The following is a 22,749-nucleotide window of genomic DNA, read 5'->3' on the forward strand; positions in this document are numbered from 1 at the left end:
ATCGATTTGGGAGGAGTGAGTTTCGGTTGACAATCGACAAAGCTTGCAAAAAGCCTAAACCGAAGAAGAAAAAACGGGTCATTCACGGGCGTGTGAAGTCGTCTCGTTCCTTCTTTCTTAAAGCGCTGCGCGCGCTGAGAAAGAAATTCCATCATCTCGCGTTCAAGGTCGACGCGTTTCGGGATCAGGTGGAGTCGCTTCAGGCAAAAGAGGGACAGATCGCCGCGCTCGCGACGCAAGTCGGCGCGCTGACGACGCAGGTCGGATCGTTGAATACGCAGGTCGGGACGCTGACTTCGCAAGTCGGCACGCTTCAATCCCAGGTTGGCTCGCTGGGCCAACAAGTCGGAGCGCTGAACAACCAGTCCGGCAGCCTCGCCCAAAGGGTCGGAGCGCTCGAAGCCCGGAACGCGTCGCTCGCTTCGGAAATCGGCGCGCTTCAATCCCAAAACGGCACACTGTCGTCGCAAATCGGCACGCTCGGTTCGCAGCTCGGCACGGCCAACGCGGCCATCCAGCAAATCCAAACCGTCGTCGGGACGATTGCCGAGGAATACGCGGGTCTGTCCGCGACGCTGCAGGGCCGGGTCGGCACGACCATTACGGTCGATACGGACGCCGGTTCGGTTTCCGGAACGGTGGTTGCGGTCGGGACGAATTTCGTGCAAATTTTGGAGCCGACGGGCGACATTGTGTTTATTCTTTTTGAAAACATCAATTTTATCGCTTGACGCGGGAGGTGCGAACAATTGGATTTTGAAACGGCGATTGCGCAATATATCGGCCGGAGCGTCGAGGTGTTCATGACGAATGATTTTATCCAAGGCACGCTTCTGGGAGTCGGCAACGGGGTATTGACGGTAAATGCGGTCAGTTCCAGTTATTCGTCGGTCACGGGCCCGGTCAGCGTCCTGATCCCAAACACGGAGTTCGTGCGCGTGTTGGCCTAACGATCCGGCCGCTCCCGAAGCAAGGTTTCGCGCATCCATGCCTTCCACGCCGGATAGCTCGCCTTGCTTCGCTGGGTTATACTGGTTAACCGAATACGCCTGTGGTATAAGGCTCGGGGAATCCGGAGCAAAGGCCGCTCCTGCACGACGCGGGCAAGCATCTGCAAATCTTCGTACAATCGGCCGTCGAACGGATCCGTCACCAGCCATCCTCCCAGCCGTCTCAGCAATGCGATGCGAAAAGCTCTCGGCGCGAGCGGAAAGGGCTGTTCCAGCAGCCGCCAGGCGTCGAGAGGCTCCGCAATGCTTCGGGTTCCGGCGTAGACCAGTCGTTTGCCGGACAGTTCCCGCCATTCGACGCAGTCGGCGTAGATGGCGCCCGCCCGGTCGTCGTCCCGGGCGCGAGCCGCAATGGCGGAGGCGCAATCCGGCGCCAGCCAGTCGTCCGCGTCGAGTTCCATCAGCCATTGGCCTCTGGCGGCCGATAAAGCCGAATTCAAGGCGGCGCGCCTTGCCGCGGTTGCGTTCGATTCGTAGCACGCGCACACGCGAATCCATAAGCAGCGGATGTTCGTCAAGTATCCGCCGCGTGCGGTCGGTCGAGCCGTCGTCCGCTACGATCAGTTCCCAATCGCGAAAGGTCTGGACGCGCACGCTGCGTACGGCCCAAAGCAGAACGTCCGCGTTATTGTACGTGCAGAGGACGATCGACAGCAAGGGCCGCTCGTTCTCGAGAGGCGATGTATTCGTTCCTGAAAGCAGAGGCTTCAGCTCGCGCCATTCCCGCGCGGTCTTGTGCCAGCCCAAATTTCGCCGCGGCTTCGGAAGAAAGCCGTCGGCGGGCACCGTTTTCCACGTATGAAATGGGTCGAGCCGCAGTTTTTTTTCCAGCAGTACGTACCGCTCGAAAGGCAGCAGGTCCGGCTCGGCGAATCCCCCGGACGAACGGACCGCTTCCGTGCGCCAAACGATCGGAGCGCTCGGTTCTTCCGCCGGATTCGGCTTCCGCGCGGCTAGAAGCGCGACGATTCCGGCGTCCTTCGGGCCGAGCGAAGGCAGCGATCGCGCAACGAGCTCGAAAAATTCGGGCTGCACGGCATCTCCGGCCGTAAACGTCGCGAAAAAGGGTTCGGCGTAATCCGTAAGCACGCGGTTCATCGTCGCCGCCGCGCCGGCAGCGACCCGGACGAAGCGGCAGCCGGCGCAAGCGGCCGCGATGCCGTCCTCCGTTCGCTGCGCGAGCTTGCCGTCCGCGGCGTCCAATATGAATACGAGCATCGAAACCTCCGGCGCAAATAGAGTGTACGGCTTTTATACGATATGTTCGAGCGGCGAAAAACGTCATCGTTTTCCGAAAGGTTGGGGCAAATGAGCGTGGTGATCTATCCGCCGACGCTGGATTGGCATTGGATGAAGCAGCGTCCGCAGCAGCTGATGCGGCGGTTGGCGGCGGCCGGGCATAAAGTTTATTTCTGCAACCGGACGCAAGCGGCCCGTCCCGTTCAGACGGTCGAGCCCGATTTGCATGTCGTTCACGATCATGAACGTTGGTTATCGGAACAATGGCCGGCCATCCGCCGTTCCGCTCGCGGGAAGATCGGCGTCTGGTGCAGCCTTCCGTTTCGGGTTCGCGAAGCCACGCGGGATTACGCGCCCGACTGGCTCGTTTACGATTGCGCGGACGAGATGGCCGAATGGCTGCGTTACGAAAAAGAAGCGGTCGCGGCGGCGGATGCCGTCGTCTGCTCGTCCGCGCGGCTTAAGGAGCGGCTTGCGCGCAGCTATCCGGACAAGCGGATCGAGCTCGTCCGCAACGGGTACGATCGGGCGATGAACTTGCACGCAGGCCCGCCGGGCGCAGAAGCGGACCCCGCGGTATCGGAGCCGGGGAAGCGGCGCATCGGTTACATCGGCGCGTGGGCGCCGTGGATCGACGTGCCGCTCGTGCGCGAGCTGGCTCGTCTTCCGGATGCCGAAGTCGTTGCGGTCGGCCCGGAATTCGGACGGAAATACGGGCCGACGGCCGGCTCCGTCCGGTTCGTCGGGCTAAAGCCGCACGAGGAGCTGCCCGGCTATATCCGGAGCTTTTCCGTTTGCGTCATCCCGTTTCGCGTTACGCCGCTTACGCTTGCGGTGAATCCGGTCAAAGCCTACGAATATTTGGCGGCCGGAAAGCCGGTCGTGTCCGCCGCTTTGCCGGAATGCGGACTGATGGCGCCGCACGTCGACATTGCGCCCGACCGGCCGTCATTCGTCCAAGCGGTATCGAGGCGGCTCGAATCGCCGGGAGACGGCGAAGAGCGCAGGCGATTCGCGCTGGCCAATTCGTGGGAACGCAGGGGAGCGGCTATCGCGGCGCTGATCGGCGAGCTCGAGAGCCGTTGACGATCTCGCCGCTAATCCATCTAGCGGTCAGGAGGAGGGATTCGTTTGGGCAAAGGCGCAACCGTTTGGCTGACCGGCTTGTCCGGCGCGGGCAAAACGACGATTTGCCGGCTCGTCGAGCGGAAGCTTTCCGAAGCGGGCGTTCCGGTGGAACGCCTGGACGGAGATGAAGTCCGGAGCCGGCTGTGTCCGGATCTCGGCTTTTCCCGGGAAGACCGGATTCGGAACATCGAGCGCGTATCCTACGTCGCCAAGCTGCTGACGCGCCACGGCGTCGTGGTGCTGGCTTCGTTCATTTCGCCTTATCGTTCGATGCGGGCTTTTTTGCGCAGCGAAATCGACCCTTTCGTTGAAGTTTATGTCAAATGCCCGCTCGAGGAGTGCATTCGGCGGGACGTAAAAGGATTGTACCGGAAGGCGCTGGCCGGAAGCATCCCGGCGTTCACCGGGATTTCGGATCCGTACGAGGAGCCGGACCGTCCGGAGTTGGTCCTCGATACCGAACACGAGACGGCGGAGGAGAGCGCGGCGAAAACGATCGAATATTTGAAGGAGCGGGGATACGTTTCCGTTTGAACGTGACATTTCGGCGCGAATCTTGAACAAACCCGATTTTTCCTACTAGCCGGCATGATTTGCAGGAATCGCCTTCCAACAGCGAAAAAAAACGACCTGCAGCGTTTTCGCTGCCGGTCTTCTTTGCAAGGCGGGATGCCGAGGCTTAGGATCCGATCCTTGCGAACAAAAACATGCGGATGCCTTTTCATGAACGGCCTCCTCCCAATCGGAAAATCGCGGCTTTGCCGGCCGATTCCCCGAATACGTTGCGGGTATCGTAAATGAGCGACGCGCGTTTCATCATCCGTGCTGCGGGAATACAGGAATGATCGGTCAGCACGACGACGCAATCTGAGGACTCCAGGCTATCGTCGGTCAGCGGAACGCTCTCCATGCGCTCCTCTTCAATCCGAATCGAAGGGACATAGGGATCGTGATACCGGACGTCGGCGCCCGTTTTTTTCAGCAGCTTCAAAATTTCCAGCGCCCCGGAATCCCGGACGTCGTTCGTATTGCGCTTATAAGCGACTCCGTATATAAGAATGCTGGAGTCGCTTATTGGCTTCAGCGGAGACAGCCTGGCTTGAATTTGTTCGACGATATAAGCGGGCATACGGTGATTGACTGATCTGGACAAACCGATGAAGCCCGTATCCATGCCGCGCTGCTGGACGGCCCATTGCAGGTAAATGGGATCTACCGGAATGCAGTGGCCGCCTATCCCCGGACCCGGATAAAAGGCCGAGAAGCCGAACGGCTTCGTCTTTGCCGCGTCGATAATTTCCCAAACGTCAACCTTCAGTTGGTCGCAAATCATGGCCAGTTCGTTGATGAAAGAAATGTTGACGAACCGGTAGGCGTTTTCAAGCAGCTTGGTCATTTCGGCGGCTTCCGTCGTCGATACGGCGATCACGTCGGCAAACACGGATCCGTAAAGTTCGCGTACTTTTTCCAGGCAGGGCTTGGTGACACCGCTCACGATTTTGGGGATATTTTGCAGCGAATGCGTTCGGTTGCCCGGATCGACCCGCTCGGGAGAGTATCCCAAATAAAAATCTTTGCCGGCCGCAAGCCCCGATTCCTCGAGTACCGGAAGCAAGGCTTTCCTTGTCGTTCCCGGGTAAGTCGAACTTTCCAGAACGACAAGCTGCCCGCTCCGGAGCCTGTCTTTCAATTTCCTCGCGGCCTCCATCAAATAGCTCAAATCCGGTTCGTGCCGTTCGTCCAGCGGGGTGGGAACGCAAATAACGACGGCTTCGGCCCCGGCCAGCGCATCGTAATCGGCGGCGATTACAAAGCCCCGATCCAACGCGGAGCGAACGGTCTCGTCCGTCAGATCGGGCAGATAGCTTTCTCCCCGCTTCAGCATTTCGATTTTGCGGGGATCCCTGTCAATGCCGATAACCCTGTACCCCTTCTCCAGAAACAGAAGGGCCAGCGGAAGGCCGACATAACCAAGCCCGATGACGGATAGGGTTATGTTTCGCGTATTCATAACATTCCACCTCTACTAATGTCTGCCCTTGCCCGATCATGATAATGTATGAAAACCCGCAATGGTTGGAGTGGACGAATCGCCTTTCGAGCAAGAGCGCCGGAAAGCCAAAGCAATGCTGACGGAAAGTCGTTTACTGAATGTCTCCCCGCAGTTTTCGGATTGAATGGGCCGGATGCCGCACCGCGTCCAATTAAGCTCGATCAGGATGATGGACAAAGTAGGAGCTTCCAATATTGGCCTGTTCCGGAAATAAGGGCGCGCGCATAGCGGTTCGGATTAGCTTGACATATAGGGGTGGGGGGTATATAGTAAGAATCAAGAATCGAACAAAACTTCGTAACGCCCTCGCGTTGGCAGGCGTTATGGAAGCGAAGCGGAGGCGAGCATAATGGCGAAATCGGAACCGGCCGAACGCGAAACAAACGAAATCGCGGCCGAAGCCGCAAAGCATGGGCATGGCGAACATGGCGAACATGGCGAACATGGCGAGCAGGGGTGCGGCAGCGAATGCGGAACGACGCGAAAAAGTCACCATTCGGATAAAGTCAAGAGCAGCCTGATCAGCCGGCTGAACCGGATCGAGGGCCAGGTGCGCGGCATCAAGGGACTGATCGAGAAGGATACGTATTGCGACGACGTCCTTCACCAGATCGCCTCGGTGCAGGCCGCGCTGAACGGAGTAGGAAAGCTTTTGCTGGAGCACCATATGAAAAGCTGCGTCATCGAGCGGATCCAGGAAGGCGACGAGGACGTCGTATCGGAGCTGATGACGACGATCCAGAAGCTGATGAAGTAGAAAAACGCCGAAAGGCGTTTTTGCTTGGTTTTCAATATAGGGTATAGGGGTATATGGAGTGAAGCAAGACGAGGAGGAAAACATCATGGAACCGAACATGGACTCGATCTCGGCCGCGGACGCGGAAAAAGAAATCGCCCGGTTCAAGCTCGAAGGAATGACCTGCGCCGCCTGCGCGAACCGAATCGAAAAAGGAATAAGCAAAATGCCCGGCGTCGCGAGCGCTTCCGTCAATTTCGCGATGGAAACCGCCCGGATCGAGTACGCGCCGGGAGCGGTATCCGTGGCGGACATGCAGCGCAAAGTCGAACAGCTCGGCTACAAGGCGGTTGCGGAGCGGGAGGGCGACAAGCCGGACGATCGCCGGGACAAAGAGCTTAGGCGGCAAAAAGGAAAGCTTATCGCGTCGGCGCTGCTCTCGCTGCCGCTGCTGTGGAGCATGGTCGCGCATTTTTCGTTCACCTCGTGGATATATATCCCGGATTTGCTGATGAATCCGTGGGTTCAGCTCGTTTTAGCCACGCCGGTGCAGTTCTATATCGGAAAAGCGTTTTATGTCGGGGCCTACAAGGCGCTTCGGAACAAAAGCGCGAACATGGACGTGCTCGTCGCGCTGGGCACCTCGGCCGCCTATTTTTACAGCGTGTATTTGACGATCGACTGGTCGACAAGCGGAGGAGGCGCCCATCACGCTCCGTCGCTGTATTTTGAAACGAGCGCGATTCTGATTACCCTCGTGCTGCTCGGCAAATGGTTCGAAACGCTTGCCAAAGGCCGCACGTCGGAAGCGATCCGTTCGCTGATGAAGCTCCGGGCGAAAACGGCGGTCGTCGTTCGGGACGGAGAGGAGCGGCAGGTCCCCGTGGAGGAAGTCGTCCGCGGCGATATCGTGCTCGTGCGTCCCGGCGAGAAGATACCGGTGGACGGCGAAGTGCTCGACGGCGAATCGGCGGTGGACGAATCCATGCTGACGGGGGAAAGCCTTCCCGTCGCCAAAAAAGCCGGGGACGCCGTGTTCGGGGCGACGATCAACAAAAACGGCGCGCTGCGTTTCCGGGCGACGAAGGTCGGCAAGGATTCGGCGCTCGCGCAAATTATCCGGGTCGTCGAGGAGGCGCAAGGCTCGAAAGCTCCGATTCAGCGCATCGCGGACGTCATCTCCGGCATCTTCGTTCCGATCGTCGTCGCCATCGCCGCGGCCGCTTTTGTCGCGTGGTACTTCTTCGCGGCGCCGGGAGATCTTTCGGAAGCGCTCGAGAACGCGATCGCGATTCTCGTCATCGCCTGTCCCTGCGCGCTGGGCCTGGCTACGCCAACTTCGATCATGGCCGGATCGGGCCGGGCCGCGGAGCTCGGCATCCTGTTCAAGGGCGGCGAGCATCTGGAGCAAACCCATAAAATCGACACGGTCGTGCTGGACAAAACCGGAACCGTGACGAAAGGGAAGCCGGAGCTGACGGACGTTCGGGCCGCAGGCGACGAAACGGAATTTCTCCGCCTCGTCGGCGCGGCGGAAAAAGCGTCGGAGCATCCGCTTGCGGAGGCGATCGTCGCCGGCATCCGGGAGCGCGGCATCGGGCTGCCGGAAGCGGCGTCCTTCGAAGCGCTGCCGGGCTTCGGCGTCAAGGCCGTAATCGAGGGCAAGCGCATCTGGATCGGAACGCGCCGCCTGATGGAGAGCCTTAACGTGGACGCAAGCGGCGCTTACGAAGAGCTGGAGGCGCTGGAGCGGCAGGGCAAGACCGCGATGCTGGCGGCGGTCGACGGGCGCTTCGCGGGCATCGTCGCGGTCGCGGATACGGTCAAGGAAACGTCGAAAGCCGCCGTCGCCAGGCTCCGCGAAATGGGCATTCAGGTCATCATGATCACGGGGGACAACGAGCGGACGGCGAAGGCGATCGCGGATCAGGTCGGCATCGCGGAAGTGCGGGCGGAGGTGCTGCCGGAGCAGAAGGCGGCGGAAGTCCGCAAGCTGCAAGCGCTCGGCCGAACGGTCGCGATGGTCGGGGACGGCATCAACGACGCGCCGGCGCTTGCGACGGCGAACGTCGGCATGGCCGTCGGAACCGGCACGGACGTCGCGATGGAAGCGGCGGACGTGACGCTCATGCGCGGCGATCTGTCGGGCATCCCGGACGCGATCGAAATGAGCCGCAAGACGATGCGCAACATCAAGCAAAATTTGTTCTGGGCGCTCGGGTACAACACGCTCGGCATCCCGGTGGCCGCCATCGGGCTGCTGGCCCCGTGGGTGGCCGGCGCGGCGATGGCGTTGAGCTCGGTCTCGGTCGTGCTGAACGCGCTTAGGCTGCAGCGGGCGAAAGTTCGCTCTTAGTCGAAACACAACCGTCAAGATCGGAGAATGAGGCATGAAAAACCGCATTGTCGTCATCGGGGGATACGGGCAAGCGGCATGATCAGCAAGGAACTGGCCCAGGCATTTCCGGGCCGGGTGCATGCGGCCGGGAGAAGCCGGGAACGGGCCGAAGCTTTGAGCCGGGAAACGGAAGGCCGGGCCCTGCCGATGCAGATTGACCTGACCCGCTCCCCCGATCCGTCGTTTTTTTCGGAAACGAAGCTGGTCGTCATGTGCCTGGATCAGACGGATACCGCGTTCGCACGCGAGTGCCTTCGGCACGGCGTCCATTATATCGATATATCCGCGGACTACGGGTTTCTTTCCCGGCTCCGTCCGCTTCATTCGCTGGCCGAAGAGGGCGGCGCGTCGGCCGTACTGAGCGTCGGACTGGCACCGGGCCTGACCAATTTGCTTGCGCTCCAGGCGAATCGCCAGCTCGACCGGACGGAGTCGATCGACATTTCCGTTATGCTCGGACTTGGGGACGCGCACGGAAGAGCGGCCGTCGAATGGACCGTCGACAACTTGAATGCGAAATTCGCCGTCACGAAACAAGGCATGCCAGCCGAAGCCGACAGCTTTACCGACGGCTATGCCGCCGATTTCGGCGGGCGTCTCGGGAAACGGAAGGCATATCGCTTCAATTTCGCCGATCAGCATATTTTGCCGCAGACGCTTCGGGTTCCGACCGTTTCCACCCGCCTAGCGTTCGACTCCGCCCCGCTGACCGGCCTGCTGGCCGGGCTGAAAACGCTCGGAGCGCTTCGCTTGCTTCGGAGCAAGACGATTCGGGACGGTTTGGTGAATCGTCTTCTTTCCGTAAAAATAGGAGAACCGATGTTTGCAGTCAAAATCGACGCTCGGGGAACGAAGGGAGGCGAAAGCGCACGGGCCGAATGTTTCCTCTACGGTAAGCGCGAAGCGGAAGCCACCGCAATAACGGCCGTCCGGGTCGCAAAATCAGTTTACTGCGACGAATGCCCCCCGGGCGTGTACCATATTGAGGAAAGCTTCGAATTGGAGGCGTTTAGGAACGATCTTGCCAAAGTCGCGAAAATGGAGTTCCGGATAAGCTAGGAAGGGAAAAACGATGCCGACGCCATGCGGCCGTCGACGAGAAGGCTGCGGGCGTCGGCTTTTTTGCGAAGGACCCGGACTGGCTCGCGGGGCACGGGCGCGCCGCTCGGGCAGCGCGAAACAGTTCTCCGAACATCTCCCCTCTCGCTCGGGAATCCGGATCGTCCCCCGGGAATCCGGTTGAGTTATGGCGACTCAATTTCGCCCCCATGCCCATGCGGCCACATGCAGTTGAGTAAATTTACCCATCCCGCCCAGCCAAGCGCCTAGCACCGTGCCAAGTTGAGTAAAAATTACGCATCTCGCCCAGCCAAGCTCCTAGCACCACATGCAGTTGAGTAAAAATTACGCATTTCGCCCGGCCAAGCGCCTAGCACCACATGCAGTTGAGTAAAAATTACGCATCTCGCCCGGCCAAGCGCCTAGAACCACATGCAGTTGAGTAAAATTTACCCATCCCGCCCGTCCAAGCGCCAAGAACCACATGCATTTGAGTAAAAATTACGCATTTCGCCCGGCCAAGCGCCTAGCACCGCACTCACCCGACCGTGCGCCAGTAACCGCACTCGCCCAGCCAAGCGCCTAAAACCGAGCGCAGTGGCCGTGCTCTGAGTGTCGCCAATATTCACGATCCCCGGAAAGTCCAGTCATTGCAAGGATGCCGTCCGGCGTTTGCCTGGGCTGGAATCAAAACGGCGAAAAAGGAAAACATTAACGACAAGCTCAGTTTAATGTTTTGCGAAGGGTTGGGGGGGACGCGAGCGATGCGGTGGTGGCTGAACGGATTCAAAAGAAAACCGAAGGCGAAGGTGACCCTTCGCGCCGCTTACGAGCCGGCAGCGCCCGAACCCGAATCCGGAACGCTCAAAGCCAGGATGAATTGGCTGCGGACCGTGCTCGACCGGAACTCCGACATCGTGTTTCAATCGTTCCGGACAGCCGGCGGACGCAGCGGCGCCGTCGTTTTCGTGCAGAACATGGTCGATTCCAGCCTGTTCGAGTCGATGCTCGAGAACGGGCTAGCGCTCATCGACCGCGACGCTTCGGAAGGCCCCTTTTCCTGGATCAGGAAGATGCCGGAGGTGCCGATTTCGAGTTACAGGCTGACGGCAAGCATGAACGAAACGGTTCAGCAGATTTTGGAAGGCCATCTGGCGCTGCTGCTGGACGGGCTTGAGCAGGTTTGCCTGTTTCCGCTTCGCAAGATCGACAAGCGGGCGATTTCGGAATCCGCCAACGAAAGCGTCATCCGGGGACCGCGCGAGGCTTTTATCGAGGATCTGGACACGAATTTGACGATGATCCGCCGAAAGATCAAGCATCCCGCCTTGAAAACCGAGGAGCTGCGGTTCGGAAAGTACACGCATACGAAGGTCATGCTCGTATACCTCGACGGAATTTGCAAAAAAGAGCTCGTCGACGAGGTCAAACTTCGCCTTGGCCGCATCAAGATCGACGGGGTGCTCGGCTCCAGCTACCTGGAGGAGTATTTGGAAGACAATCCGTATTCCCCGTTTCCGCAGCTGCAGTACACCGAAAGACCCGACACCGTCGCCGCCGGGGTTTTGGAAGGAAGAATCGCGGTTCTCGTCGACGGCACGCCGATTCCGCTTCTGCTGCCGGTAACGCTCAGCATGCTGCTGCAATCGACGGAGGATTATTATCAGAAGTTTATCGCGGCGACCTGGATTCGCTGGATCCGCTACATTTTTCTCGTCGTCTCGTTCCTGTTCCCGTCGGTATACATCGCCATCAGCACGTTTCACCCCGAGATGCTTCCGCCTTCGTTTCTGACGACCGTGGCGGCCGCGAGGGAGGGAACGCCGTTTCCCGCCTTTGTCGAAGCGCTGATCATGGAGCTGATGTTCGAGGCCCTGCGCGAGGGTGGATTGCGCATCCCGAAGGCGATCGGCCAGACGATTTCGATCATCGGGGCTTTGATCATCGGGCAGGCGGCGGTCGAAGCCGGCATCGTCTCGGCGCCGATGGTCATCGTCGTTTCGATAACCGGCATCGCTTCGTTCATTATTCCGCACTACGATCTCGGGCTGACGTTCCGCTTCCTTCGTTTTCCGATCATGTTTATGGCGGCCAGCTTCGGGCTGTTCGGCGTCATGGTGGCCATATTCCTTCTGTATCTCCATTTGGTAAGCTTGCGCTCCTTCGGAACGCCGTACCTGTCCCCGATTGCGCCCATGCAGTTTCAGGGACTGAAGGACGTATTCGTGCGGGTGCCGTGGTGGAAAATGCGCAGAAGACCGGTGCTGTACGGAACCGAAGCCGGCGTGCGGGAAAAGGGGGTCAACCTTCCGCAATTGCCGGATCATTGGGAGGGAGACTAGACATGTTGATTCGTTCTCCGCGGCATGCTCGACTCTTGCGGGTGTCGCCCCTGCTTGCCGTTATGCTCTTGCTAGGCGGCTGCTGGTCGCGTGTCGAAGTGAACGACCGGCTGTTCGTTTCCGTCATGCTGGTCGATGCCGCGGAAAAAGAAGACGAAATCACCCTGACGCTCGGCTTTCCGCTGCCGAACCGGCTGACGCGCATTCAGCAAGGAAATGTCGGCGGAGACGGCAACCCGTATGCGACGGTAACCCGCACCGGACCGACGATCGCCGCCGCCTACCGGAAAATGCAAACCGAGGTTTCCCGCCAAATCAACTGGGGACATACGCGGGTCCTCATCGTCGGCGAACGGTTTGCCCGCAGAGGAATCGAGCCCCTGCTGGAATTCGTCATGCGCCAGCCTTCCTTCCAATCCAAGGCGTATGTTTTTCTTAGCGAAGGAGATGCGCGAAATATCATCATGATGACCCCGATCTACGAGCAATTTCCGACCGAAATTATCCGGGAGTTGGCGGCCCGGCGCTCGTTGATCAATACGACGGTCCGGGACTTGCTGATCGGCGGCCCCGATGTGAAAGACGGTCTCATCGGCAAAATCGACGTGTCGGCCGGCCGCCTTGTCAGCGAAAAAGGGAAGCCCGGGAACGTGCTGAAAAATACAGGCTCCGGTATTTTATCCGATTATAAGCTTGTCGGAAGCCTGAATCCGATTCAACAAAGGGGCGCCATGTGGATTAACGGGCAAATGCGGGACGCGCTCGTGACGATCGAATCGCCGACGGACGGCAAGCTGGTCGATTTTATGGTCGTGAAAGCCGAATCCGGCATTAAAGTCAAAGCGCGAAACGGCCGCATCGTATTTCAAATCCATGTCGAGGCCGTCGACGACGTCACTTCCTCCAACTCCGATATCGACATTTTGGACCCGAAAAAAGTGGATCAGCTGCAGGCCCGTTTGAGAAAGGACATCGAACGGCGCATTTTGGCCGTGCTCGATTATTCCCAAACGATCGGAGTCGATATGTTTCAATTGGGGCGGTATGTCGAATGGTACTACCCCTCCATTTGGAATCGATGGAAGGATCGGTGGCGCGAGCACTACCGGAACGACGTGGATTTCGAAATCCGCGCCCATATCGTCATCGAAAGGCCGGGCGGAGTCGGCAATTCGTTCTGGATCCGGGACCGGGAGGAGGAGCGTAAATGATCTTTATCGTGCTGGTCTACGGCGCGATTTTTTGGGTCGAATGGGGCTATTTGAAAAAACATACCCGAAAAAAAAGAACGAAAGGGATCGTGTTCGGCGTTTTCGCCTTCTCGTTTGTTTATGTCGCGTTCGTGTATTACGGCGACAAAACGAATTCGATCCCTTATATTTACCCTACCTTGCTCCCCATTTTCGAACCGGTCATGAAGTGGATGTCGGGAAACTAAAAAAAGCCAGTTTGCGGGAGAGAAGGCCATGGAACGGATTTCGCAATCCCAGTTGCTGATGTTTATGGTCCTGAGCAATTACGGCGCCAACGCGGGGTTTGTCATCAGCGCCCTGACTCAGACGTCCGGTTATGCGGGCTGGCTCGGCCTTATTTTGGGCTGGGCGATCTCCTTGCTCGGGCTGGCGGGTTCCCTTAAAATCGCTTCTTACCGGCCGGACGCGTTCGTTACCCATTTCGGAAAATCGCTGATCGGCAAATGGCTCCATCCGATCGTCATGTTGTTGCTCTTCTATTACATGATGAACGTCGGCGCGTCCATTTTGCGCGAGTTGGGCGACTTTTTGATTCACTCGTATTTCATCAACACGCCGGAATGGGCGATTTTGACATTGTTCGGAGCCGTTTGCGCGCTGGCCGCCCGCACGGGGATCGAGTCCATTTTTCGCTGCGCGGAAGGCTTTCTGTTTTTTATCGTCATCGGGCTCGTCCTGGTTCCGTTCATGCTGAGCAAGGAATACATCTGGCCGATCGCCGGCGCCTTGATCCGGGACTGGGATTTGCGGCAGCTCGTTCAAGGCACGGTCGGCACGCCTTCCTATTTCCAGGACTCGCTGTTCGTCATGTTTCTTTATCCGTACCTCAGGGACAAGAAAAAAACGTTTCGCACGATGGCAGCCGCCAGCGCGATATCGCTCGTCATGGTGCTGACGGTTTTGATTCCTTGCTATTTGACGTTCGGCAAGCATTTGACCGCCCAGCTGACGTATCCGTCGCTCGAACTGATCCGGACGGTGCGGCTGGGCGACTTTCTTGAGAATATCGATCCGTTCGTCATCGCTCTCTGGATGGCCTCCCTTTTTCTGAAAAACAGTCTTCTTCTGTTTTTGTCCATGTCCGGCTTCGGCCAACTGCTCGGGCTGAAAAACGCCAAGCCGCTGGCGTTTTCCTTCGGGGCGATCATGATCGCGATGTCGAAGCACGTTGGACCGAGCCTGATCGTCGTTCATGCTTTTATCGAGGTGTGGCCGGCTTTTACTTACTTTTTCGCGATGCTCTTGATCTTTTATTTGGTGCCGATTTGGCTGAAAAAGAAAAATGCGGCGTGAAACCGGAATTAAATATTGTTGAATGCTGTTGAGTTTTATTGACTTCACCACAAATGATAATATAAATTAGTAAACGATAGAAAATAATCATTTGGGGTGAGGTCCGAGATGGGGAATTCGGGAATCGGAATCGGGATTATCGGTGCGGGCAGGGCCGGACTTATTCATGCGGTCAACTTTCGGAAAAGCGTCCCTTACGCACGCCTTGTCGCGGTCGCCGATCCGAACCGCGAAACCGCCGAGCGGGCGGCGCGGGAGCTTGAGATCGATGCGTTTTATACCGATTACCGGCAGTTGCTCGCCGACGAGCGGGTGCGCGGGGTTGTCGTCGTGACGCCGACCGTCTATCATCGGGAAATCGTCGCGGCGGCGGCGGCGGCGGGCAAGCATGTGCTGTGCGAAAAGCCGATGGCGATGAACGCGCGTGAATGCGACGACATGATCGCGGCGTGCGGCGCGGCCGGCGTCAAGCTGCAGCTCGCGTTCATGCGGCGGTTCGACGCCAGTTACCGGGAGGCGAAAAGGCAGATCGAGGAAGGGGCAATCGGCGAGGTCGTGCTCGTGAAATCGCTTACGCGAGGGCCGAGCACGCCGCAGCCGTGGATGTACGATATCCGCAAAAGCAACGGGCCGCTGGCCGAGGTGTGCAGCCACGACATCGATACGATCCGCTGGTTTGCCGGTTCCGAAATCGAGGAAGTGTACGCGGTCGGGGGCAACTACCGGTGCGGGGAAATCCGGGACCGGTTCCCGGATTTTTACGACAACGTCGCGTTGACGGCCCGTTTCCGCAACGGCATGGCGGGCAGCGTCGACGGCGCGATGGGCGTGCAATACGGCTACGACAGCCGGGCCGAAATCGTGGGGACGGAGGGCGTCATTTTTCTCGGGCAGACGCATGAGCGAACGATCGTGACGGCGAGCCGGGACGGGGCGCTCCGCCGGCCGTTCACGACGAGCTGGCGCTCGCTGTTCAAGGACGCCTACTTGGCCGAGGATACCGACTTCGTCAAGTGCATCCTGGAAGACCGCGAGCCGTACGTAACCGGCCGCGACGGCAAAATGGCCGTCATGGCGGTCGAGGCCGGCAACGCTTCGCTCGCGGCCCGCAAGGCCGTCCGCGTGGGGGAATAGCGCGCCCGGGCGAAGACAGGGGGCGAATCGCGTCAGCGCTTGCCGCTATTTGCCGGCGACCACGACCTCCAGGCCAAGCTCGGCCATTTCGGCCAGCAGCGTCCGATCGGCGCGGTCGTCGGTCACGAAGGCGTCGATTTCGTCCGGACCGACGAACTGGACGAAGGAGTTTTTGCCGATTTTGCTGCCGTCGCACAGGACGATTACCCGGGAGGCGACCCGGACCATGATTTTTTTGATCTCCGCCTGGTTGATGTCCGGCGTCGTGCAGCCCTTCTGAACGCTGAAGGCGTTCGTGCCGAGAAACGCTTTATCGACGTTCAGCTCGGACAGCAGCTTGGCGGCGAAGGGACCGACCGTGCAGTGGAATTTTTTGCGCAGCGTTCCGCCGATGACGACGACGTTGACGCCGGCAAACGCTTCCAGGCACAGGGCGATTTCCATGTCGTTGACGATGGCGGTAACGTTCGTTTTGTCCTTGAGCAGCCGGGCCATTTCCAGCGTCGTCGTTCCGGTATCGATGATGATGATGTCCCCGTCTTCGACCATGTCGGCCGCTTTATGCGCGATCAGGCGTTTCTCCGCCAAATGGGCGACATGCTTGGCCGCGGTGTCCGGCTCGAAGCCGACTTTGGCGGAGTCGCTCGGAATGGCGCCCCCGTGCGTCCGCTTGATGAGGCCGTCCGCCTCCAGATCGCGCAAATCGCCGCGAATGGTGGCGGGGGACACTTTGAAAAATTCGATCAGATCGGGGACGAGCACCTTTTTCCTCTCGTTGACGAGCCGGACGATTTCGGCCCGCCGCTCCTCCGCGAACAAAATATCGTTAGTTTTGTCGCTCATATCACAACGTCTCCGTTTCAGTCTTCCAAATGAAATGATTGAATCGATTATATCATTTATTATCATTTAAGAACAATAATAAAACAATTTTCCTCCGAAAAACGGTTGACACTCATCGAATATCATCATATTATCAAAATGTAATAATAAACAACAACAAAAGATAATGAACACAGGTGGGATGCGGACCATGATGGCGACGCGAATGTATGGCGCTCACGATGTCCGAGTGGCCGAAATACCGAAACCGTCCGTCTCGGACGGAGAAATTTTGCTTCAGGTGAAAAGCGCGGGAATTTGCGGAACCGATTTGCGGATGATCCGAAACGGCTACGCCGGCATCGGTCCGGACAGCCCGCGGACGCTCGGACACGAGATCAGCGGCGTGATCGCGGAAGTCGGGCGGTCCGTGCGCGGGTACGAAGCCGGCATGAGAGTCGCGGTCGCGCCGAACATCGGCTGCGGCATTTGCGATCTGTGCGTTCAGGGCGATCAGCATCTATGTCCGGACTACAGGGCGCTCGGCGTCCAGCTGGACGGCGGCTTTGCCGAATATGTCGTCATCCCGGAGGCGGCGGTGCGATTCGGCAACGTCGCTCCGCTTCCCGACCGGGTTACGTTCGACCAGGCGGCGCTGATCGAACCGTTGTCGTGCGTGTACAACGGCATTCTCCAATGCCCGATTCGCCTCGGGGACGACGTGCTCGTGATCGGCGCGGGCACGATCGGCATCATGTACGCGCTGCTGGCGAAGCGGGCCGGGGCCGGAAGGGTGTTTTTGGCGAATCGCTCCGCGAAACGGCTCGAGCTTGCCCGCGGCATCGACGATTCGCTCATTTTGCTCGAAGCGTCGAAATTGAAGGAGAGCATCCCGGATCTGACGGCCGGAAGGGGAGTCGACGTTTGCGTGACGGCGAATCCGTCGCCGGAATCCCAGCGAACGGCCGTCGAGCTGACGGCGATGAACGGAAGAATCAATTTTTTCGGCGGATTGCCGAAGACCGAGGAAAATGTCGAAGTCAACACGAATCTTATTCATTATAAGCAGATTGTCGCCACCGGATCGACGAAGGCGAACAACCGTCATTTTCGGAAGACGCTGCAGTTTATCGCGAACGGCATCGTCGATGCGGACCGGCTGATCACGGGCCGTTATGCCGTCGCCGATATGGAGCAGGCCGTGGCCGAAGCCATGAGTTCGGAAGGCATCAAGACGCTGATCGCCTTCCGCTGAAAAGGAGCTTGAGCGACGATGCGTTACTTTGTAAGCGCTGATATTGGCACGCAAGGCACGAAAACGGCGATCGTCGACGAAACCGGCCGCATCGCCGGCGCCTCGTTTCGGCCCTCGCGGCTGATCCGGGGGCCGGGCGGCAGCGTGGAGGAAAATCCGGAGGAAATGTTCCGGTCCGTTACGGAAGGCATCCGGGAAGCGCTCGATGCCGCCTCCGTCGAACCGGGACGCGTCGCCGCGATCGGCCTCGCCGGCCAGATGGCCGGCATCCTCGGAATCGACGAGAGCTGGAACGCCGTCACGCCTTACGACTCCTGGCTGGATACGCGGTGCGAGAAGCATATGCCGGAAATCAAGGCGTGGGGCGAGGAGCGGTTCATTCGCCTTACGGGAAGTCCGGTGACGTACGCGCACGGGCCGAAAAAGCTGTGGTGGAAGCGGGAGCGGCCGGACGTCTACCGGCGCATCGCCAAATTCGTCGTGCCCAGCGCGTATGCGGCCGGCCGGCTGGCCGGGCTTAAAGCCGACGAGGCTTTTATCGATTACACGCATTTGCATTTTTCGGGATTTGCGGACGTGAGCGGGATGCGGTGGTCGCAGGAGCTGCTCGAAGCGTTCGGCATGGACGGGGACAAACTTCCCGCCATCGTCCGGCCGTGGGATGTCGTCGGAAGCTTGTCCGGCCAATACGCGCTTGAGACGGGATTGCCCGAAGGCGTGCCGATCGTCGCCGGCTGCGGCGACAGCGCGGCCGCCGCGCTCGGGGGCGGGCTCGTCCGCCCGGGGAGGCTGCTCGATATCGCGGGCACCGCCTCGATTCTCGCCGGCTGCGTCGATCGCTACAGCCCGGACGCGGAAACGAAAACGCTCATTTTCGCCCGGTCGGTGCTGCCGGGTTTGTGGGCTCCGCACGCTTACATAAGCGGAGGCGGCGAGTGCCTGTCCTGGTACCGGAAGCTGGTCAGCGCGGATGGCGGAGAGCCGCTATCGTACGAAAAGCTGAGCGAGTTGGCGGAAAAAATCGCGCCGGGAAGCGACGGGCTGCTGTTCGTCCCCCACTTCGGCGGCAGGGTATGCCCGAACGATACGGACCTGAGGGGAAGCTGGATCGGGCTCAACTGGTCGCACGGCAAGGCGGCGATGTTCCGCTCGATCATGGAGTCGATCGCCTGCGAATACCGGATCTACCTGGACACGCTGGAACGCTTGTCCGGAGGCATTCCGTACTCCGGCGTCCATGCGGTCGGAGGAGGCGCCAAAGGAAGCCTGTTCGCCCGGATCAAGGCGGACGCGCTCGGCCTTCCGGTAACCGCGCTCAAAAACGCCGATTCCGCGCTCCAGGCCGTCGCGGCGATCGCGGGCTTCGGCATCGGGCATTATGCGGATCTCGCGGCGACGGCCGAATCGTTTATCGCGTACGACCGGCGCTATGAGCCCGACTTGTCGCTGCGCGGCGCGTACGACCGCTTGACGAAGAAATACAGGATGGCCGTCGAAGGGATGGCGGCGCTGTACGGAAACCTGAAAAAGACGACCCTCGACGAAAGGAAGATCGCAACGTGAGCTACGAGCCGAACGACAAGCCAACGTTTTATTTTATCGGCGTGACGACCGCGGGCTCCTCGATTATGAAGCTGTTCCCGCTCTGGGCCGAAGCGCTCGGCCTGGACGCGCGCATCAAAGGGATCGATTTGCCGATTCATGCCGATCCGCAAGCTTACCGCGAAGCCGTCTCCTTTATCAAGAACGATCCGCTGGCGCTGGGGGCGCTCGTGACGACCCACAAAATCGACCTGTACCGCGCGGCGGGCGACTTGTTCGACGAATTGGATCCATACGCGACGATGTTCGAAGAATTGTCCTCGATCTACAAAAAAGGAGGCCGGCTGCTCGGCGCGGCCAAAGATCCCGTGTCCGGGGGGCTCGCGATGGAAGCGTTCATCCCGGAACGGTTCTGGTCGCGCGGCGGGGAAGCGCTCGTGATGGGCGCCGGCGGCAGCGCGCTGGCCATCGCCTCGTATTTGACGAAAAAGGAGCACGGAGCGAACGTCCCGGCCAAAATCGTCATCACCAACCGGAGCCGGCCGCGCCTTGATTCCGCCCGGAGGCTGCTGGGCAAGCTTGACGCCAAGACAGAGTTCGAATACCGGCTTTGCCCCGAACCCGCGGACAACGACCGGACGCTTCGCGAGCTGCCGAGCCATTCGCTCGTCGTCAACGCGACCGGCCTCGGCAAGGACCGCCCCGGCTCGCCGCTGACGGACGATGCCGTTTTTCCCGAAGGATGCCTCGTCTGGGAGCTCAACTACCGGGGAGACCTCACCTTCAAGCGCCAGGCCGAAGCGCAAAGAAGCCGGCGCGGCCTTCATGTCGAAGACGGCTGGGTGTATTTTCTGCACGGATGGACGCAGGTCATCCAGGACGTTTTCGATCTTGAAATCGACCGCGACACCTTTTCGCAACTGGAGGAAATCGCCATGAGCCTGCAGACGGGCCGAGCCGGAAAGGAGAGGGGCCAATGACGAACGAAACGGGGCGGGCCCCGATGAACCCGACGACCCCGATGGTCTCTATGAAACCGGCAAACGCCGGGCTGGGGGATTCCGCGCCCTTGCAACCGTTTGCCGTCTATTTCAGTCTGAACAACGGGTTGTCCGACACGAGGCCTTCGCTCAAGCGCCGGCTGTCCCAAATGCGCGGCATGTACGCCGACGACGCCGCGCTTGAAGGGCTGCTCCGGGAGGGCGATCCGCTGCTGTACGAATTTTACGATCTCGGCGTACCCGAGGCCGCCGGCAATCTCGCGTTTGGGACGAGCATCGTCTCCCCGGGCAAGGTCGGAAACGAGTACTTCATGACGAAGGGGCATTTTCATACGATCCTCGACACGGCGGAGGTCTATTACTGCATCGGCGGCAGAGGCTTGATGCTGATGGAAAATCCGGAGGGAGAGTGGGACGTTCAGGAGTTTTCGCCCGGCAGGGCCGTCTACGTTCCCGGACGGTACGCGCACCGCAGCATCAATACCGGGTCCGAGCCGCTCATTACGTTTTACGTCTTCCGCGCGGACGCCGGCCACGATTACGGATCGATCGAGACGAAGGGCTTCCGCAAAATCGTCATCGAGCAAAACGGACGCCCCGCCGTCGTCGACAATCCGAAGTGGAACTGACGGAGGAGGACGAAGCGATGGGGGCCAAAAAAGTGCTGGTGACGCCGCGTTCCTTCGGACAGACAAGCGTCGAACCGTTCGAACTGCTGCGGACGAGCGGGCTCGAAGTCGTCCGCAATCCCCACGGCCGGATCATGGACCGCGAGGAAATGATCGCAAGCATCCGCGACGCGGACGCCGTCATCGTCGGCGTCGACCCGCTCGACCGCGGCGTGCTCGAGAAGGCCGACAAGCTGAAAGTCATCGCCAAATACGGCGTCGGCACCGACAACATCGATTTGGCGTATGCGGCCGAGCGCGGGATCGCGGTGGCGACGACCGTCGGCGCGAACACGGAGGCGGTGGCGGATTACACGTTCGCGCTGCTGCTTGCGGCGGCCCGGAAGCTGGTGCCGATCGACCGCGAGTGCCGGGAGCGGAACTGGCGGAAGCTGACGACCGTCGACGTCCACGGCCGGACGCTCGGGCTGATCGGCCTCGGCGCGATCGGCAAAGCCGTCGTTCGCAGGGCCAAAGGCTTCGACATGCGGATCGTCGCCTTCGACGCGGTGCGCGACGAAGCGTTCGCAGCGGAATACGGCGTCGTTTACGCGCCGGATGTCGACGCGCTGCTGGCGGAAGCGGATTTCGTTACGCTGCACGTGCCGCTGACGGAGCAAACGCGCCATCTGATCGGCCGCGAACGATTCGAGCGGATGAAGCGGACCGCCGTGCTCGTCAATACGGCGCGCGGCGGCCTCGTCGACGAGGACGCCCTGCTGGACGCCCTGCAGTCCGGCCGCATTTGGGGAGCGGGCATCGACGTCTTCGAGCGGGAGCCGCCCGAGAACGAACGATTGCTGCGGCTGGACAACATCGTCATCGGCTCGCACTGCGCCGCTTCGACGGTTCAGGCGGTCGACAATATGGGACTGATGGCTTCCCGGAACGTCATCCGATATTTATGCGGGGAGGAATTACGATGAAACTCGGCATTCACGCATACGCCTGGTGCTCGCAATGGAGCAACGCCACGCTTGACCTGATCGACCGGGTCGCCCGGCTGGAGCTTGATTTTATCGAACTTCCGCTTATGACGCTCGATACGTTCGACGCGGCCGCGGTGAAAAAAAGGCTGGCCGACGCGGGCATCGACGCCGTAACGTCGACCGTGCTGCTGAAAGGCACCGACATTACGAGCTTCGACCCCGCCGTGCGGGCGGCCGGGATCGCCTATCTGAAGGATTGCGTGCGCGCGACGGCCGAAATCGGCAAAACGAACCTGTCCGGCGTCGTCTATTCCGAGCACGTCAAAAACGCGAACGCGAGGCCGACAGAGCAGGAGCGGGAGTGGGCGGCGGAAGGATTGCGGGAGGCGGCGGTTTACGCCCGGGAGCTCGGCGTCCAAATCGGGCTCGAGCCGGTCAACCGCTACGAGTCGAATCTCGTCAACACGTGCGAGCAGGCGCTGTCGCTCAAGGCGCGGATCGGCGAGCCGAATATCAAGATTCATTTGGACACCTATCATATGAACATCGAGGAAAAGAGCTTTTACGACGCGACGAAGGCGGCCGGCCACGATCTCGTTCACTATCACTTGTGCGAAAACGACCGGGGCATTCCCGGGACCGGGCTGGTCGACTGGGATGCGATCTTCCGCGCGCTCGGGGAAATGAAATACGACGGCTACGCGGCGCTGGAGTCGTTTGTCGACGTCACCGACAACATGAACACGTGGGTATGGCGGCAGCTCGCGCCGAGCGGCGATGCGCTCGTTGCGGAGGGCGTCGCGTTCATTCGCGGAAAAATGGCGCAGCATGGGCTGACGGGCTGACCGCCCGGGACTGCGGAGAGGCTGTCCGGCGCGGTCTGCCCG

The 22,749-nt window shown here is 59.9% G+C and carries 21 protein-coding genes and 1 pseudogene; 18 read left to right on the forward strand and 4 right to left on the reverse strand.

Annotation, left to right across the window (positions count from 1 at the left end; all coding sequences use genetic code 11):
- Positions 1-26 precede the first annotated feature (26 nt).
- On the forward strand, positions 27-731 hold the full coding sequence (locus B7E11_RS19675) for a GumC domain-containing protein (RefSeq protein ID WP_080837820.1): 705 nt from the start codon (positions 27-29) through the stop codon (positions 729-731).
- Positions 732-749: 18 nt separating this feature from the next.
- Positions 750-950: a hypothetical protein gene (locus B7E11_RS19680; protein WP_080837822.1), complete on the forward strand. Its 201-nt coding sequence runs from the start codon at positions 750-752 to the stop codon at positions 948-950.
- Here the strand turns inward: B7E11_RS19680 and B7E11_RS19685 are convergent.
- On the reverse strand, positions 947-1,498 hold the full coding sequence (locus B7E11_RS19685) for a glycosyltransferase (RefSeq protein ID WP_425430080.1): 552 nt from the start codon (positions 1,496-1,498) through the stop codon (positions 947-949). The two genes, B7E11_RS19680 and B7E11_RS19685, sit on opposite strands and share 4 nt — an antisense overlap.
- Positions 1,497-2,228: pseudogene (locus B7E11_RS31030) on the reverse strand (glycosyltransferase family 2 protein); the annotation flags it as partial. The pseudogene B7E11_RS31030 and the gene B7E11_RS19685, both read right to left, overlap by 2 nt.
- Positions 2,229-2,318: 90 nt before the next feature.
- Here B7E11_RS31030 and B7E11_RS19695 point away from each other — a divergent pair.
- Complete coding sequence (locus B7E11_RS19695) at positions 2,319-3,335, forward strand: glycosyltransferase (RefSeq protein WP_080837827.1); 1,017 nt, start codon at positions 2,319-2,321, stop codon at positions 3,333-3,335.
- Positions 3,336-3,380: 45 nt separating this feature from the next.
- Positions 3,381-3,911, forward strand: coding sequence for an adenylyl-sulfate kinase (cysC, locus tag B7E11_RS19700; protein WP_205432485.1), 531 nt, complete (start codon positions 3,381-3,383; stop codon positions 3,909-3,911).
- 187 nt (positions 3,912-4,098) lie between these two features.
- Here the strand turns inward: cysC and B7E11_RS19705 are convergent, their stop codons facing one another.
- Positions 4,099-5,388: a nucleotide sugar dehydrogenase gene (locus B7E11_RS19705; RefSeq protein WP_080837833.1), complete on the reverse strand. Its 1,290-nt coding sequence runs from the start codon at positions 5,386-5,388 to the stop codon at positions 4,099-4,101.
- A 391-nt stretch (positions 5,389-5,779) separates the two neighbouring features.
- On the opposite strand from B7E11_RS19705, the gene B7E11_RS19710 reads away from it, so the two are divergent.
- The 8 genes from B7E11_RS19710 (at position 5,780) to B7E11_RS19745 (ending at position 15,645) form a co-directional block, all read left to right on the forward strand.
- Complete coding sequence (locus B7E11_RS19710; protein ID WP_080837835.1) at positions 5,780-6,187, forward strand: metal-sensitive transcriptional regulator; 408 nt, start codon at positions 5,780-5,782, stop codon at positions 6,185-6,187.
- 85 nt (positions 6,188-6,272) lie between these two features.
- Positions 6,273-8,522, forward strand: a complete 2,250-nt coding sequence (locus tag B7E11_RS19715) for a heavy metal translocating P-type ATPase (protein ID WP_139787262.1) — start codon at positions 6,273-6,275, stop codon at positions 8,520-8,522.
- Between the two features lie 78 nt (positions 8,523-8,600).
- Complete coding sequence (locus tag B7E11_RS19720; RefSeq protein ID WP_245809771.1) at positions 8,601-9,623, forward strand: saccharopine dehydrogenase family protein; 1,023 nt, start codon at positions 8,601-8,603, stop codon at positions 9,621-9,623.
- Positions 9,624-10,387: 764 nt separating this feature from the next.
- A complete protein-coding gene (locus tag B7E11_RS19725) occupies positions 10,388-11,965 on the forward strand; it encodes a spore germination protein (RefSeq protein WP_080840899.1) in 1,578 nt (525 codons plus the stop codon).
- A gap of 2 nt (positions 11,966-11,967) precedes the next feature.
- The gene (locus B7E11_RS19730; protein WP_080837838.1) at positions 11,968-13,176 is read left to right on the forward strand and encodes a Ger(x)C family spore germination protein; all 1,209 of its coding nucleotides are present in this window, start codon (positions 11,968-11,970) and stop codon (positions 13,174-13,176) included.
- Entirely contained in the window at positions 13,173-13,403 is a 231-nt protein-coding gene (locus B7E11_RS19735; RefSeq protein WP_080837841.1) for a hypothetical protein, read from the forward strand. The genes B7E11_RS19730 and B7E11_RS19735 overlap by 4 nt, the downstream gene beginning before the upstream one ends.
- A gap of 28 nt (positions 13,404-13,431) precedes the next feature.
- The gene (locus tag B7E11_RS19740; RefSeq protein WP_080837844.1) at positions 13,432-14,511 is read left to right on the forward strand and encodes a GerAB/ArcD/ProY family transporter; all 1,080 of its coding nucleotides are present in this window, start codon (positions 13,432-13,434) and stop codon (positions 14,509-14,511) included.
- 108 nt (positions 14,512-14,619) lie between these two features.
- Complete coding sequence (locus B7E11_RS19745; RefSeq protein ID WP_080837846.1) at positions 14,620-15,645, forward strand: Gfo/Idh/MocA family oxidoreductase; 1,026 nt, start codon at positions 14,620-14,622, stop codon at positions 15,643-15,645.
- Between the two features lie 45 nt (positions 15,646-15,690).
- Here B7E11_RS19745 and B7E11_RS19750 read toward each other — a convergent pair whose 3' ends face one another.
- Positions 15,691-16,488, reverse strand: a complete 798-nt coding sequence (locus B7E11_RS19750) for a DeoR/GlpR family DNA-binding transcription regulator (protein WP_080837849.1) — start codon at positions 16,486-16,488, stop codon at positions 15,691-15,693.
- 193 nt (positions 16,489-16,681) lie between these two features.
- Here B7E11_RS19750 and B7E11_RS19755 point away from each other — a divergent pair, with 193 nt between their 5' ends.
- The 6 genes from B7E11_RS19755 to B7E11_RS19780 are packed head-to-tail and all read left to right on the forward strand — an operon-like array spanning position 16,682 to position 22,707.
- Positions 16,682-17,722: an alcohol dehydrogenase catalytic domain-containing protein gene (locus B7E11_RS19755; RefSeq protein WP_245809772.1), complete on the forward strand. Its 1,041-nt coding sequence runs from the start codon at positions 16,682-16,684 to the stop codon at positions 17,720-17,722.
- 18 nt (positions 17,723-17,740) lie between these two features.
- The gene (locus B7E11_RS19760; protein ID WP_080837856.1) at positions 17,741-19,285 is read left to right on the forward strand and encodes a xylulokinase; all 1,545 of its coding nucleotides are present in this window, start codon (positions 17,741-17,743) and stop codon (positions 19,283-19,285) included.
- Positions 19,282-20,244 carry a shikimate dehydrogenase family protein gene (locus B7E11_RS19765; RefSeq protein ID WP_080837858.1) on the forward strand — a complete coding sequence of 321 codons (963 nt, stop codon included), beginning with the start codon at positions 19,282-19,284 and terminating at the stop codon, positions 20,242-20,244. The genes B7E11_RS19760 and B7E11_RS19765 overlap by 4 nt, the downstream gene beginning before the upstream one ends.
- Complete coding sequence (locus tag B7E11_RS19770; RefSeq protein WP_240353414.1) at positions 20,241-20,894, forward strand: glucose-6-phosphate isomerase; 654 nt, start codon at positions 20,241-20,243, stop codon at positions 20,892-20,894. The genes B7E11_RS19765 and B7E11_RS19770 overlap by 4 nt, the downstream gene beginning before the upstream one ends.
- Positions 20,895-20,911: 17 nt before the next feature.
- Complete coding sequence (locus B7E11_RS19775; protein WP_080837860.1) at positions 20,912-21,859, forward strand: phosphoglycerate dehydrogenase; 948 nt, start codon at positions 20,912-20,914, stop codon at positions 21,857-21,859.
- Positions 21,856-22,707, forward strand: coding sequence for a sugar phosphate isomerase/epimerase family protein (locus B7E11_RS19780; RefSeq protein WP_080837862.1), 852 nt, complete (start codon positions 21,856-21,858; stop codon positions 22,705-22,707). Before B7E11_RS19775 ends, B7E11_RS19780 begins: the two co-directional genes overlap by 4 nt.
- Positions 22,708-22,749: the final 42 nt, after the last annotated feature.

This window comes from Cohnella massiliensis, assembly GCF_900169535.1.
GTDB lineage: Bacteria > Bacillota > Bacilli > Paenibacillales > Paenibacillaceae > Cohnella > Cohnella algarum.

What these genes read in the sequence shown, in the direction of transcription:
- B7E11_RS19715 (WP_139787262.1), top strand. Translation starts at nt 6,273, where the DNA reads ATGGAACCGAACATGGACTCGATCTCGGCCGCGGACGCGGAAAAAGAA.
- B7E11_RS19755 (WP_245809772.1), top strand. Translation starts at nt 16,682, where the DNA reads ATGGCGACGCGAATGTATGGCGCTCACGATGTCCGAGTGGCCGAAATA.
- B7E11_RS19695 (WP_080837827.1), top strand. Translation starts at nt 2,319, where the DNA reads ATGAGCGTGGTGATCTATCCGCCGACGCTGGATTGGCATTGGATGAAG.
- B7E11_RS19775 (WP_080837860.1), top strand. Translation starts at nt 20,912, where the DNA reads ATGGGGGCCAAAAAAGTGCTGGTGACGCCGCGTTCCTTCGGACAGACA.
- B7E11_RS19710 (WP_080837835.1), top strand. Translation starts at nt 5,780, where the DNA reads ATGGCGAAATCGGAACCGGCCGAACGCGAAACAAACGAAATCGCGGCC.
- B7E11_RS19725 (WP_080840899.1), top strand. Translation starts at nt 10,388, where the DNA reads ATGCGGTGGTGGCTGAACGGATTCAAAAGAAAACCGAAGGCGAAGGTG.
- B7E11_RS19760 (WP_080837856.1), top strand. Translation starts at nt 17,741, where the DNA reads ATGCGTTACTTTGTAAGCGCTGATATTGGCACGCAAGGCACGAAAACG.
- B7E11_RS19780 (WP_080837862.1), top strand. Translation starts at nt 21,856, where the DNA reads ATGAAACTCGGCATTCACGCATACGCCTGGTGCTCGCAATGGAGCAAC.
- B7E11_RS19730 (WP_080837838.1), top strand. Translation starts at nt 11,968, where the DNA reads ATGTTGATTCGTTCTCCGCGGCATGCTCGACTCTTGCGGGTGTCGCCC.
- B7E11_RS19720 (WP_245809771.1), top strand. Translation starts at nt 8,601, where the DNA reads ATGATCAGCAAGGAACTGGCCCAGGCATTTCCGGGCCGGGTGCATGCG.
- B7E11_RS19745 (WP_080837846.1), top strand. Translation starts at nt 14,620, where the DNA reads ATGGGGAATTCGGGAATCGGAATCGGGATTATCGGTGCGGGCAGGGCC.
- B7E11_RS19735 (WP_080837841.1), top strand. Translation starts at nt 13,173, where the DNA reads ATGATCTTTATCGTGCTGGTCTACGGCGCGATTTTTTGGGTCGAATGG.
- B7E11_RS19770 (WP_240353414.1), top strand. Translation starts at nt 20,241, where the DNA reads ATGACGAACGAAACGGGGCGGGCCCCGATGAACCCGACGACCCCGATG.
- B7E11_RS19740 (WP_080837844.1), top strand. Translation starts at nt 13,432, where the DNA reads ATGGAACGGATTTCGCAATCCCAGTTGCTGATGTTTATGGTCCTGAGC.
- B7E11_RS19750 (WP_080837849.1), bottom strand. Translation starts at nt 16,488, where the DNA reads ATGAGCGACAAAACTAACGATATTTTGTTCGCGGAGGAGCGGCGGGCC.
- B7E11_RS19705 (WP_080837833.1), bottom strand. Translation starts at nt 5,388, where the DNA reads ATGAATACGCGAAACATAACCCTATCCGTCATCGGGCTTGGTTATGTC.